This is a genomic window from Cohnella sp. GCM10027633, from assembly GCF_042675445.1.
In the GTDB taxonomy this organism is placed as follows: Bacteria; Bacillota; Bacilli; order Paenibacillales; family Paenibacillaceae; genus Cohnella.
The window spans coordinates 1,003,210-1,015,730 of the sequence record NZ_JBHTGV010000002.1; the positions used below are offsets into that span (position 1 = coordinate 1,003,210).

14 protein-coding genes are annotated in these 12,521 nt (G+C 61.4%); 11 read left to right on the forward strand and 3 right to left on the reverse strand.

The annotated features are described in order from the left end of the window. Positions 1-32: 32 nt before the first annotated feature. The 9 genes from ACFQZG_RS08735 (at position 33) to ACFQZG_RS08775 (ending at position 8,073) form a co-directional block, all read left to right on the forward strand. On the forward strand, positions 33-1,262 hold the full coding sequence (locus ACFQZG_RS08735; protein ID WP_378151443.1) for an aminotransferase class I/II-fold pyridoxal phosphate-dependent enzyme: 1,230 nt from the start codon (positions 33-35) through the stop codon (positions 1,260-1,262). A 126-nt stretch (positions 1,263-1,388) separates the two neighbouring features. Beyond that, the gene (locus tag ACFQZG_RS08740) at positions 1,389-1,631 is read left to right on the forward strand and encodes a Spo0E family sporulation regulatory protein-aspartic acid phosphatase (RefSeq protein WP_378151445.1); all 243 of its coding nucleotides are present in this window, start codon (positions 1,389-1,391) and stop codon (positions 1,629-1,631) included. 95 nt (positions 1,632-1,726) lie between these two features. Beyond that, a complete protein-coding gene (locus tag ACFQZG_RS08745) occupies positions 1,727-2,347 on the forward strand; it encodes a bifunctional adenosylcobinamide kinase/adenosylcobinamide-phosphate guanylyltransferase (protein WP_378151447.1) in 621 nt (206 codons plus the stop codon). Next, the gene (locus ACFQZG_RS08750; protein WP_378151449.1) at positions 2,319-2,897 is read left to right on the forward strand and encodes a cob(I)yrinic acid a,c-diamide adenosyltransferase; all 579 of its coding nucleotides are present in this window, start codon (positions 2,319-2,321) and stop codon (positions 2,895-2,897) included. Before ACFQZG_RS08745 ends, ACFQZG_RS08750 begins: the two co-directional genes overlap by 29 nt. 3 nt (positions 2,898-2,900) lie before the next feature. Beyond that, positions 2,901-3,887 (forward strand): RluA family pseudouridine synthase, encoded by a 987-nt coding sequence (locus ACFQZG_RS08755; RefSeq protein WP_378151451.1) that lies wholly within the window; start codon positions 2,901-2,903, stop codon positions 3,885-3,887. Continuing rightward, positions 3,884-4,249, forward strand: coding sequence for a Spx/MgsR family RNA polymerase-binding regulatory protein (locus ACFQZG_RS08760; RefSeq protein WP_378151453.1), 366 nt, complete (start codon positions 3,884-3,886; stop codon positions 4,247-4,249). The genes ACFQZG_RS08755 and ACFQZG_RS08760 overlap by 4 nt, the downstream gene beginning before the upstream one ends. After that, a complete protein-coding gene (locus ACFQZG_RS08765) occupies positions 4,246-5,433 on the forward strand; it encodes an aminotransferase class I/II-fold pyridoxal phosphate-dependent enzyme (RefSeq protein WP_378151455.1) in 1,188 nt (395 codons plus the stop codon). Before ACFQZG_RS08760 ends, ACFQZG_RS08765 begins: the two co-directional genes overlap by 4 nt. A 97-nt stretch (positions 5,434-5,530) precedes the next feature. Beyond that, positions 5,531-6,421, forward strand: a complete 891-nt coding sequence (locus tag ACFQZG_RS08770) for a 5'-3' exonuclease (protein WP_378151610.1) — start codon at positions 5,531-5,533, stop codon at positions 6,419-6,421. Between the two features lie 149 nt (positions 6,422-6,570). Then, complete coding sequence (locus ACFQZG_RS08775; RefSeq protein WP_378151457.1) at positions 6,571-8,073, forward strand: phosphodiester glycosidase family protein; 1,503 nt, start codon at positions 6,571-6,573, stop codon at positions 8,071-8,073. Here ACFQZG_RS08775 and ACFQZG_RS08780 read toward each other — a convergent pair. Together ACFQZG_RS08780 and ACFQZG_RS08785 are read right to left on the reverse strand one after the other, a co-directional pair. Then, positions 8,070-8,312 (reverse strand): hypothetical protein, encoded by a 243-nt coding sequence (locus ACFQZG_RS08780; RefSeq protein WP_378151459.1) that lies wholly within the window; start codon positions 8,310-8,312, stop codon positions 8,070-8,072. The genes ACFQZG_RS08775 and ACFQZG_RS08780 overlap by 4 nt on opposite strands. Positions 8,313-8,371: 59 nt before the next feature. Beyond that, positions 8,372-8,662: a DUF3055 domain-containing protein gene (locus ACFQZG_RS08785; protein WP_378151461.1), complete on the reverse strand. Its 291-nt coding sequence runs from the start codon at positions 8,660-8,662 to the stop codon at positions 8,372-8,374. 238 nt (positions 8,663-8,900) lie between these two features. On the opposite strand from ACFQZG_RS08785, the gene ACFQZG_RS08790 reads away from it, so the two are divergent. Together ACFQZG_RS08790 and ACFQZG_RS08795 are read left to right on the forward strand one after the other, a co-directional pair. Further along, positions 8,901-9,905 (forward strand): HRDC domain-containing protein, encoded by a 1,005-nt coding sequence (locus ACFQZG_RS08790; protein WP_378151463.1) that lies wholly within the window; start codon positions 8,901-8,903, stop codon positions 9,903-9,905. Positions 9,906-10,026: 121 nt separating this feature from the next. Beyond that, positions 10,027-11,409, forward strand: a complete 1,383-nt coding sequence (locus tag ACFQZG_RS08795) for an MATE family efflux transporter (protein WP_378151465.1) — start codon at positions 10,027-10,029, stop codon at positions 11,407-11,409. Positions 11,410-11,490: 81 nt separating this feature from the next. Here the strand turns inward: ACFQZG_RS08795 and corA are convergent, their stop codons facing one another. Continuing rightward, on the reverse strand, positions 11,491-12,426 hold the full coding sequence (gene corA, locus ACFQZG_RS08800; RefSeq protein ID WP_378151467.1) for a magnesium/cobalt transporter CorA: 936 nt from the start codon (positions 12,424-12,426) through the stop codon (positions 11,491-11,493). Between the last annotated feature and the right edge of the window lie 95 nt (positions 12,427-12,521).

Consider the following 12,521-nt stretch of genomic DNA (forward strand, 5'->3'; position numbering starts at 1 on the left):
CGGGCAGTCTAAACGAAAAGGAAGTCATCCCCATGATAAAAAACGAAGAAAAGCCGCAAACCCAGGTTGAACGGCCGACGGCGAGCGGCATGCAGCATCACCTGGCCGCCAGCGCGCGCGCCATTCCTCCGTCGGGCATCCGGCGATTCTTTGATTTAGTCAGCGCGAGCAAAGATAAGGACATTATCACGCTCGGCGTCGGCGAGCCGGATTTCGTTACGCCTTGGCGCGTCAGGGACGCCGCGGTATACGCGCTCGAAAAGGGGAAAACGCAATACACTTCCAACGCGGGCATGCCGGAGCTGCGCGAAGCGATCGCCGGCTATTTGCAAACCGGGTTTAACGTCAAATACGATCCGGCGAAAGAGATTCTCGTGACGGTCGGCGGCAGCGAAGGCATCGATCTCGCGCTTCGGGCGCTTATCGAGCCGGGCGATGAAATTCTGATTCCGGAGCCTTGTTACGTATCTTATTCGCCGATTACGACGCTTGGCGGAGGCGTCCACGTCGGCATCGAGACGTTCGCCGAGAATTCGTTCAAGCTGACGGCCGAGAGCTTGCGCGCCGCCATCACGCCGAAGTCCAAAGTGCTCGTGCTCTGCTACCCGAGCAACCCGACTGGCGCGATCATGTCGTACGAAGAGCTGCTGCCGATCGCGAAGCTCGTCGAAGAGCACGATCTGATCGTCATCTCCGACGAGATCTACGCCGAGCTTACGTTCACCGGGGAGAAGCACGTCAGCTTCGCATCGCTGCCGGGGATGAAAGACAGGACGATTCTCGTCAGCGGCTTCTCCAAGGCGTTCGCGATGACGGGCTGGCGGATGGGTTACGCGTGCGGTCATCCCGATCTGATCGGGGCGATGCTCAGAATCCACCAATATACCGTCATGTGCGCGCCGATCATGGGCCAGGTCGCGGCGCTGGAGTCGCTCACGAAGGGCGGCTTGGAAGAGAAGGATCGCATGATGGAATCGTACAACCAACGTCGCAGGCTCGTCGTGCAAGGGTTCCGGGACATGGGTCTCGAATGCCACGAGCCGCAGGGCGCGTTCTACGCGTTCCCGTCGATCAAGTCCACGGGCTTGACGTCGGAGCAGTTCGCCGAACGCCTCGTGCTCGAAGCGAAGGTGGCGGCGGTACCCGGCCACGTGTTCGGCAAAGGCGGCGAAGGCTTCCTTCGTTGCTGCTACGCGACTTCGGTGGCTCAATTGAACGAGGCGATGGAACGAATTTACTCATTCTTAAGAAAATTGGAATAATCGCGCTTTCATTCCAAAATCGGGTGTTCAATCGATAGTCTATCTGCTATACTTACCATGTTTGTTTTCCAAGCCTGCGCGAACGAGGGGAGTAAAAACATGGATGCGGCGGAAAGAGACCCAACGATGTTATCGCAAGCGAACACCGAAGCCCATCTGATCGTCTATCCCGGCGGCAGCGTTCTGGGAACGGCGTCACGATCCAGAAAGTACGACGGAAGACTGTCCGAGGAGATCGATCGGTTGCGACAGCGAATGGCGGATACGTTCATGAGAGAGCTGTCCCTCACCGCAGATCCCGTCATGGAGATCAGCCGCGAGCTCGACGACAAGATCAACGAATATATGAAGCATGTCGCCCGCGCGTAGGGCGCTTAGGGATCCGGCGGAAATCGCCGGATCTCTTTTTCGGTTCGCCGAATGTGCTATAGTTACAATAATGGGGAAGCGGAGGGGGACGGGTGATGCTCTGGCTCATTACCGGAGGAATCGCAAGCGGGAAAACGCAATTCGCGCGGCGGTTGGCCGCGAGCGTCGGCAAGGAAGGCATCCGCATGGGGTGCGCGGCGTTTCCGGCTCCCGTCGGCGATGATGCCGGGACGCTAGACTCGCGGGCATCCGATCGTTCGGGCTCCGCGTTCCAATGGTTGCATGCGGAAGCCGACGCGTCCCTCGCGGCGAAGCTGCGTTCGGTGAACCGGGAGTCGAATCCGTTCCTGGCAGACCGGCGCGTGCTCGTCGTCGACAGCCTGTCCGGCTGGCTGCGCGGGGCGATCGGGGAAGCGCGGACGGCGGACGCCGCGGCCTTGGAATCGCAGGTTGCGGAAGCGTTCGGCGAAGTCATGGACGAACTCCTGTCGTATCAGGGCAGACTGATCGTCGTGGCTGAAGAGCCGGCGGCGGGCTTACATATGGATGCATGGACGCAATGGTACGCGTTCCGGCTCGCCGGCGCGATTCGCGCGCTGTCCGAGAGGAGCCGGGCCGTGTACAGGTTGACCGCGGGCATCGCGACCGAGGTCAAAGGCTATCGGGTGAACCGGGAGGATTACGAAGATGAGAATCTATACAAGAACGGGCGATGAAGGCAAGACGTCCGTCATCGGCGCGCGGGTGTCCAAGGACGATGCGCGCGTGGAGGCGTACGGCACGATCGACGAGTTGAACGCGTTCGTCGGGCAAGCCGCGGCGTTGATCGGGAGAGAGAACGACGGTATGTGGGACGAGCTGCTGACGCAGCTGACGACGATTCAGCACGAACTGTTCGATTGCGGCTCCGATCTTAGTTACGCGAATCCCGAACCGGAGAAGATGAAGGTAACGGACGAGATGGCGACGCAGCTCGAACGCTGGATCGACGCGTACGAAGACGGGACGCCGCCGATCGCCCGGTTCATATTGCCCGGCGGCAGCGAGCAGTCGGCGGCGCTTCACGTCTGCCGCACCGTGTGCCGGCGCGCGGAGCGGCGCGTGGTCGAGATGGCGGCGGCGCAGCCGTGCCCGCGGCCGGTCGTCAAATACTTAAACCGGCTGTCCGACTATCTGTTCGCGGCAGCGCGCGCGGCGAACGCGATGTCGGGCCGGCAGGACGTCGAGTACGAACGCGGCGCCAACGTGTTCAGACGGAGGTCGTAGAGAGTGGCGGAATCGAGAACAAACAACGGGGATTACTACAAGCCGCTCGTCTTCGTGGCCGATGCGTCGGACGAAGGCTGCGGCTTGCGCGACGTGCTGCGCAAGCGGATCGGCATATCCCGGCGGCTCATGGTTCGACTGAAGACGTCGGAGGAAGGTTTGACCGTCAACGGGCGGAAGGCGCTGCCGTACGATCGGGTGTCCGCGGGCGACGTGATCGAGCTGCGCATGGAGACGGAGGCTTCCGACGATATCATGCCGCAGGAGATGGCGCTCGACATCGCCTTCGAGGACGATCACCTTCTCGTCGCGAACAAGCCGGCGGGCATCATCGTGCATCCGACGACGGGACGATACCTGAATACGCTGGCGAACGGCATCGTGCATTATTGGCAGTCGCGCGGAGAGCGGGTCCGCTTCCGGCCCGTGAACCGCCTAGACGAGCATACGTCGGGTCTCGTCATCGTCGCCAAGCATAAGTTCGCGCACCAACAGCTGGCCGCGCAGATGATAGCGGACAAAGTGGACAAGCAATATCGCGCATACGCCTACGGTCATCCTCCCGAGAGGAAGGGCGAAGTCGACAAGCCCATCGGACGGCAGACGGAGGATCCTCATCGCCGGGTCGTGCGGGAGGACGGGCAGCATGCGCTTACTTATTACGAGGTAGCGGAAACGTACGGAGACGATGCTTGCGCCCTCGACATTAAGCTAGGAACGGGCAGAACGCATCAGATTCGGGTTCATATGACGTCGATCGGCAGTCCGCTCATCGGGGACGGCTATTATTCAGAGGAGCGCTGGAACGGGACGGCGCTGGCGGCTAGACTGTCGGGGGTAATCGGGCGCCAGGCGCTGCACGCGATCAGCCTCGGCTTCGCGCATCCGGTCACGGGCGAGGAGATGAGGCTTACGGCGGCGCTTCCGGAAGATTTACGGCGGCTCGAAGCGGAGCTGCGCCACATTCGAGAGGAGACATCGCGGGCATGAGCACATTGAAGGTATATCACCTGCCGACTTGCAGCACTTGCAAGCTGGCGATCAAGCAATTGAAGCAGAACGGCTATGAAGTGGACGATCAGGATCTCCGGGCGATGCCGCCGACGGCGGAGGAGCTAAGCAAGCTCGTCTCGCTCAGCGGACTGCCGATCGGCAAATGGTTCAATACGTCGGGAGACGCCTACCGCGAGCTCGGGCTGAAGGACAAGATGAAGACGATGTCCGAATCGGACAAAATCGCGCTGCTCGCCTCCAACGGCATGCTGATCAAGCGTCCGGTCGTCAGCGACGGCAGCCGCGTGACGGTCGGCCACCGCGAGCCGGATTTCGGCGCGGCGTGGGGTGGGCGATGACCCGTCTGTCGCCGCGTTCGGCTCGGCTGGACAGGCTCGGCTCGGCGATCTTCGCCGAGGTTGCGGGCTGGAAGCGCGAAGCGAAGGAGCGGGGCTTGGACGTCATCAGCCTCGATATCGGCAGCCCGGACCAGCCGCCGGCGGAGAGCATCCGCCGCGTGTTGGCCGACGCGGCGATGCGGCCCGACAATTACAGCTACCCGGGTACGGAAGGAACGCTGCCGTTCCGCGCGAAGGTGGCGGAATGGTTCCTGCACCGGTTCGGCGTCGAGCTGGATCCGGCGAGCGAGATCGTGTCGCTCATGGGCACGCAGGACGGTCTGGCGCACTTGGCGCTGGCGATCACGGATCCCGGCGACGCCGCGCTGCTGCCGGATCCGGGTTATCCGGTATACGGCGCGGGGCTGGCCGTCGCCGGCGTGGAGGCGATACCGCTGCCTCTCGACGCGGCGAACGGATACTTGCCGGACTTCGAGGCGATACCGGACGAAGACTGGTCGCGCGCGAAGTTCATGATCTTGAACTATCCGAGCAATCCGCTGTCCGCGACGGCGGATTTGGCGTTCTTCGAGCGGGCCGTTCGCGCCGCGCGGAAGCACGGCGTATTGCTCGTCCATGACAACGCGTACAGCGAGATGGCTTTCGACGGCATGCGGCCGCCGAGCGTGCTCGAAGTGCCGGGCGCATCGGACGTGGCCATCGAGTTCCACTCGTTGTCCAAGTCGTTCCATCTGGCAGGTACGAGAATCGGATTCGCCGTCGGCAACCGGGACGTGCTGGCATCGCTTCGCGCGCTGAAGAACCAGATCGACTTCGGCGTCTTCCTCGGCACGCAGGAGGCCGGCATCGCGGCGCTGGAGCAAGACATGCGCGAACCGCGACCGGTCGCGGCGCTGTACGAACGCCGGAGAGACGCATTCGTCGCCGCGCTTCGCTCGTACGGGTGGGACGTGCCGCTGCCTTCGGCGACGATGTTCCTGTGGGCGCCGGTTCCGGCCGGTTGGACGTCCAGGCCATTCTCGCGGGAGCTGCTGGAGTCGACCGGCGTCGCGACGATACCGGGCAACGCCTTCGGCGAGCGCGGCGAAGGCTACGTGCGCCTCGCGCTCGTCGAGCCGGAAGAGCGGCTGCTGGAAGCGTCGCGGCGGATCGGCGAGTTCCTTCAAGGCGCGCGCTCCCAATAACTTCTCCTATCCCGCGGCTAGAGGCGGGGCCGTCCGGATGATAGAATAGAAGGTAGATTAGCGCTAATATTATCTCGCATTGGAGCGGACGCGATTGTTGATCAATAACGAGAATAGAGTCATGCTGGTCGACGGAATGGCGCTGCTGTTCCGCGGCTACTACGCGAACGCGTACGGCGGATATATCCGCAAGACCAAAGCCGGCTTGCCGACGAACGCGGTGTACGGCTTCGTGAAGTACCTGCTCGACGCATGCCGGGAATTCAAACCGACGCACGTCGTCTGCTGTTGGGACATGGGCAGCAAGACGCTGCGTACGGATAAGTTCGCGGGCTACAAGGCGAACCGTCCGGAGGCGCCTTTGGATCTGATTCCCCAGTTCGACCTCGTGAAGGAAGTCGTCAGCGGGTTCGACATCCCGAACGTCGGCATCGTCGGTTACGAGGCGGACGACTGCATCGGCACGCTTTCCCGTCAGCTCAGCACGCATATGGACGTCTACGTGCTGACCGGCGACCACGACATGCTGCAGCTCGTGGACGAGCGCGTGAAGGTCGTCATCATGAAGAAGGGGCCTTCCAACTACGCGGTATACGACCCGACGACGTTGCTCGCGGAGAAGCAGCTGACGGCGAAGCAGTTCATCGACTTGAAGGGCCTCATCGGCGACACTTCGGACAATTATCCGGGCGTTCGCGGCATCGGCGAGAAGACGGCGACGAAGCTGTTGAACGACTATGCGTCGATCGAGGGCATTCTCGACAATCTGGCGTTGCTGCCGAAGGGCGTCAAAGCGAAGATCGAAGCGGACGTCGAGATGCTGCACCTGTGCCGCGAGCTGGCGACGATCCTGCTCGACGCGCCGGTAACGTGCACGCCGGACGAATGCGTATGGCGGCCGGAGCAGACGAAGATCGCGGCGCTGTTCGAGCAGCTCGAGTTCAATAGCCTCGTGAAGGAAGTCGGCAAAGTGATCGCGGTATCGTAGCGGGTAGAAGAAGAATCGAGTTAGCGAAAAAGCGTGTATAATCTCGGAGCTCGATCGCAGATTGGCCCGTGTTCGAAATTTCGCCTCTAAACTATCGAACCCCATCTACCGAATAGTAAACTATTCGAGAGAGATGGGGTTTTTCGCTAATGAAATCAAGCAAGACATTCATCCATACCGCCGGACGCGCGCTTGCGATGACGCTGCTCGTCGGGCTGCTCGCATCCGGCGGAGCTTCGGCAGCCGTCAACGCGCCGTCGGTGCCGGGTCCGAGCGCGCCGACGACTCCGACGGCGCCGGTCGTGACGCAACCAGGCGGGGCGTCGTCTCCTTCCGGATCCGGCTCTCGGCCGGCCGCGAACGCCGCGCCGGGGTCTCCGTTCCTCTGTCCGAAGGAAGCGGTGCGCGTGCCGCTGAACAAGCGTTTCGATTTCGCGGGGCTCGTCTATGCGCCCGTCGATAGCGCGTATGCAAGCGGCAACGCGAAGGTCGCGACCGTGACGAAGGACGGGCTCATCGTCCCGCAGGCGAAGGGGAGCGCGAAGTTGGTCGCCACGGGCTGGACTCGGAACGACGCCGGCGTCTGGTACGGTTATACGTGCGAAGCGAACGTTGAAGTCGTCGACGCGGTGGCGTCGAAGCCGGCGCTCGCTCCCAAGCCGGAGCTGCGCAGCGTGAAGGTCGGGAAGACGACGTTCCGCGTGCAAGCCGTATTCCTGCCCAAGGGCATGCCGGTCGATATCGGCGTCGCCGGCAATGCGGTCGGGCGAGTCGAAGAGCTCAAGTCGATCGCGGCCCGCGCCCGAGCGGACGTCGCCGTGAACGGCACGTTCTTCGAAGCTTACGACGTGGATAATCCGCAGGAGCCGCTCGGCAACCTGATCAAGAACGGGGAAGCGATCCATCTCGGCCATTACGGCACGACGATCGGGTTCACGGCGGACGGCAAGGCGAAGATGGACACGCTGCGCGTGAAAGTGCAGGGCGGAGGGAACGGGAGCTACGCGTATCCGAACAATTGGTACGCGACGTTCGTGAACCGGACGCCGAATCCCGACGGCAATTCGTCGATTCTGTTCACGCCGGCCCGCGGAAGCCGGATCGGCTTCGCTTACGGCACGGCGATCGTCGTCCAAGGCGGCGTCGTGAAGCGGATCGCGCACGACGAGAACGCGGCGATTCCGACGGACGGCTTCGTCGTCGTGCTGAACGGCGCGGAAGAGAGAACTCTCGGGAACAAGTTCGAAGTCGGCAAGCGAATCCATTATCGGCTTGCGTATCAGGACATGAACGGGAACGCGATCGATTGGGGAGACGTCGTGACCGCCGTCGGCGCGGGGCCGCGCGTGCTGAAAGACGGCAAAGTCTATAACGACGCGGCGAAAGAGGGGTTCAAGCAGGACAAAATATTGACGACGCCGGCGGCCCGCAGCGGCATCGGCATCCGCAAGGACGGCAGCGTCGTCATCGTGACCGCGGGCAAGGCGACGATCAAGGAGTTGGGCGAGATTCTGAAGGCGCTCGGCGCCGTCCAAGGGATGAACTTGGATGGAGGAGCGTCATCCGGCCTATTCGCGAAAGGCCGCTTGCTGACCGTGCCGGGAAGGCAGATCAGCAATTCGTTGCTGTTCGGCTCTGCTCTGCGAAGCTAGTCGTCTTCGCCGGGATAATCCCGTTCCAAGCCGGCATGAAGCGCTTCGTTCTCGAAGTCGTAAGGGTTCGCGGATTGCTGTTCCTCGCCCCAAGGCGCGCTCTTGCCAAGCGTCGGAGCGGTCATGGCCGAGCCGTACGGACCTTCCGGGAACTCTTCGCTCGCGAGGTCGTTGCGTCTCGATTCGACGGTCTCGAGATCGGCGTTGGGACGATTTCTTTTGGATCGGAACGGAAACATGTCGGCAACCTCCGGTTCGTTGGATGAGTTGCCAACAGGATGCCCCGTTCCCCGAGCGCTTAGTCGGTGAAGTTGACCGCGCCGAGCACGAGCACGAGGAACTGGGCAAGCTCCGCGGCTTCTTCCTCGGTAATGCGGAACACCGATTCGAGCACGCCTTCCTCTTCGAGATCGTCGGGGCCGAGAACGGCGCTGCGGCCGAATTGCATATCGGTAACGAGCTTCTTCCCGTAGAACCGGTTCGTAGTAAGAATGGCGAGGTCGAAACGCTTCAGGCCCGGCGTAATGAACGTGACGAAGCGGGTTGACGTCTGCTCCGTGGAATCGGATAGGAAATCGTAATCTTGCATGCGGATAAGTCCTCCTTGGGCGCTTTCGGCTTTCCCCATTATAAAGCAAGGCGGGGGTATTGCCTAACCTGAAAAATTTTGTTAATCTTGAGCTGTACATGTATAGCGGACCAGAGGAAGCACCTCGTCGCCGATTCGGCGGGAGGTGCTTCTTCGCGTTCAAGTAGCGCTCCTCCTCCGATGATCGCCGCGGCATGGACGAACATTTCGCCGCGATGCGGCCAAGGAGGAGCAGGGAATGAACATCGTATTTCTGAATCAATTCGAACGAATGGTTGCCGGAGGGCAACGGGAGGAGCGCGCGCACGTCTTCATCGGCGAGCAGCAAGGCGTATGGAGCGCCGGCTGGCGGACGGACGAACCGGAGGGCGACGCGGCGGACGATCCATGGTACGAAGGCATGAGCTGGGAGGAGCTTCTCGCTTCCTTCCGGCACGGGGTTGCCGGCAAGATGCGGCAAGGGTTCCGGCCGCTTCTGGACGGCATGCTGGAGGAGACGCCGTTCTGGGACCGGCGTCCGGCGCTTCCGCAGCAGTTGCAATGCTACGCGGATATGCAGCAGGCGGAGGAGACGGTCGAGAAGCTGCGGCAATGGCGCAGGGCGAAGGCTTCGGAAGAGAAGAAGTCCGCCTACTTGATCGCGACGAACCGCGAGCTGCAGTTGCTGGCCGTCTTCGTGCCGCGTACGATCGACGAACTGCTCGAGATTCCCGGCTTCGGCAAGGCGAAGACGGAGAAGTACGGGGACGGGCTCATCGCCGCGCTGAAGGATGCGCCGCGCGAGCACCGGTTCCCGCTCGACGGCTGGGTGCCCCAGGCGGTCTCGGCGGAGCAGCTGTCCGTATGGCTGTTCACGAACAAGGAGGGGAAGTACGGCAAGACGTTGACGGCCGTGAGGGAGAAGCGTTCGCTGCTGCTCGGCATCCGCGACGGAAGAACGCTCGAGCAATTGGAGGGGGAGCTCAGCTGTCCTAGGCGGTCGCTCGTCGAGCGAATCGAACGGCTGGACGAAGAAGGCTACGACGTGCTTCCGATCGTCGACCAAGAACTGTCGACGGTATCCGCGGAGGAGATCGGACAGATCGAATCGGCGCTCGGCGAGCTCGGCGACCGTTACTTGAAGCCGCTGCTTCGCAAAGTCTACGGAGACGCGAAGACGAATGATCAAGAAACCGAGAGACATTACGAGAGGTTGAGAATGGCGCGCATTCGGTTCCGTCGCGCGACCAGAACGGCGATATAAGCGCGGATTCGGGTTGCATCCGGCGCTCACGCGATTCGGGCGATCTTCTCCGCCTTCGGCATGCGTGGTATAGTAGGCAAGAAATGCCGATACGGGAATCGCTGGAGGCTGGTCAGACCGAATGAAAGACAAGAAAATGTCCCTCGGGACGTTAGCATGGCCGATCATGATCGAGATGTTCCTGCAGTTCGCGATCGGAACGGCCGATACGCTGATGGTAAGCCGCATCTCGAACGACGCGGTCGCCGTCGTCGGCTTCGCCAACCAGTTCTTCAACGCGGTCATCATGGTGTTCATGTTAGTCGCGAGCGGGGCGGGCATCCTCATTGCCCAGCGGCTCGGCTCGGGACAGGAGCGGGACGCGCGGGTGCTAGGGACGATGGCGATCTCCATCACGGCCGTCCTCGGCATCGTGATCAGCGTCGTCCTCTTCTTCTGGGCGGGCACGTTCGCCGAATGGCTTAACGTGCCGCACGAGATATTGCCGGATGCGGACGAATACATGACCGTCGTCGGCGCAGGCATGGTATTGACGGCGCTCAACGTCGCGCTCAGCACGTGCGTCCGCAATACGGGAGATACTCGCTCTCCGATGTATATCGCCTTCGGGATGAACGTGCTTCACGTGATCTTGAACGCGCTGTTCATCTTCGGGTGGCTCGGGTTTCCGAAGTGGGGGCTGTTCGGCGTCGCGCTCTCGACCGTCATCGTTCGGTTCCTCGCGGTACTCGTGCTTCTCCGGCTATTCCGCCACGCGTTCGGTCCGAGAATCGCCTGGACGCAGTTCCTCGTCTTCAAGCCGAAGCTGCTGAAGGAAGTCGTTCGCATCGGCTGGCCGATGAGCTTGAACGGCGCGTCGTGGACCGTATCCCAACTGGCGATCTTCAGCATTATCGGCATCATGGGAACGCAGGAGCTGGCGGCCCGGACGTACATGAACACGATGGAGTCGTTCGCGTTCACGGTCGGCTGGTCGCTCGCCGTCGCGGCGCAGATTCAGATCGCATACTTGTACGGCGCCGGCAGGCTGAAGGAAGCGTACAACAGCTGCTACCGGGCGATGGCGATCGGAATGGTTCTCGTAACGGTCAACACCGGCATCATGCTGCTGTTCCGGGGGCCGATTCTGAACTACTTCACGGACGACGCGTGGATCGTCGACGTGGCGATCAACCTGCTCTGGCTCAACTTGATCCTTCAGCCCGGCAAGATGCTGAACATGGCGCTCGGGCAATCGGTCAACGCGATCGGCGACGGACGGTTCGCGATGATGATCTCGCTGCCGAGCATGTGGGTGATCGCGTTCGGATTGTCCTATGCGCTGGGATTGTCGCTCGAGTGGGGGCTGTACGGCGTGTATGTCGGCATGATACTCGACGAATATTTGCGGGGCGTCGTCATGTGGTTCAGGTGGCGCGCGCACCGGAAGACCGGCAAGCTCTCAGAAGGCGCCGGCCATCGCGCGAACGACTTTGCAAGCGGTATTCAGGCGAGCGCGACGTAAGCGCGGCAACGAATAAGGAGCGATGGATGTCCGCGCCGCGGTACGTCCTCGCTCCTTATGTTCGTATGTCGCCCGTTCGGTTCATAGCCAATCCTTCTTGCGGAACAGATAGAACATGCCGATTCCGATGAAGGCCATGAGGACGAGCAGGATGATCGATCCGGATTGATAATGCATGCCGGGAATGAAGTCGAAGTTCATTCCGTAGACGCCGGTAATGAACGTAAGCGGCATGAAGATCGTCGTTAGCGCCGTGAACACGCGCATGATTTCGTTCGCGCGGTTCGCGAGGCTCGATTGGTACGCCTCTCGCAAGTTTCCCATCAAGTCGCGGTACGTCTCGAACGTCTCGTAAATTTTGACGGCGTTCTCGTGAATGTCCCCGAAGTACTTCTGCAGTTGGTCGTCGATGAGTCTCAGCTCTTTGCGGTTAAGCGTGCTGATAAGCTCGCGCTGCGGTCCGAGCGCCTTCTTCAGCCACAGGATCTCGCTTCGCAGACCGATGATCTCGGTCAGGTGCGACTTCTTCGTGTGCATCAGAATGTCCTCTTCGAGGCTCTCGATGCGCGCCTCGATCCGGTCGCCTACGGAAAAGTAGTTGTCGACGACGATGTCGACGAGGTGGTACAGGAAGCGGTCGGCATGGTTAACCTCTTGCTCCCACAGGATCGGCTTAACGGCGCGAAGCTCGTTGATCTTCTGCCGGGTAACCGTAATCAAGTAATGGCGGCCTAGAAAAATGTTCAGCGCGCGCAAGAAAATTTCTTCGTCGTCGAACCGGATGCTGTTGATCACGAGGAAGTATTGGTTCTCGTAAATCTCGAGCTTCGGCCGCTGTTCCTCTTCGGTCAAGCAGTCCTCGACGGCCAGGTCGTGCAGGCCGAACAGCGGCTGCAGGACGACGAGGTCGTCGATGTCCGCGTCGATCCAGTAGAATCCGCTGGACGGCGGCAGCAACGTATCGTTAATATCCTCGATCGGCGTAAACACGCCATTGTTCACGAGCCTGATTTTCATAGGAATCGCTCCTTCGCATGATCTGAATCGTCATGCAGGCGATATCCGGGCGACAGTGGGGGAGCCCTACCCGGCGAAGAAGCCGGGCGCGGATG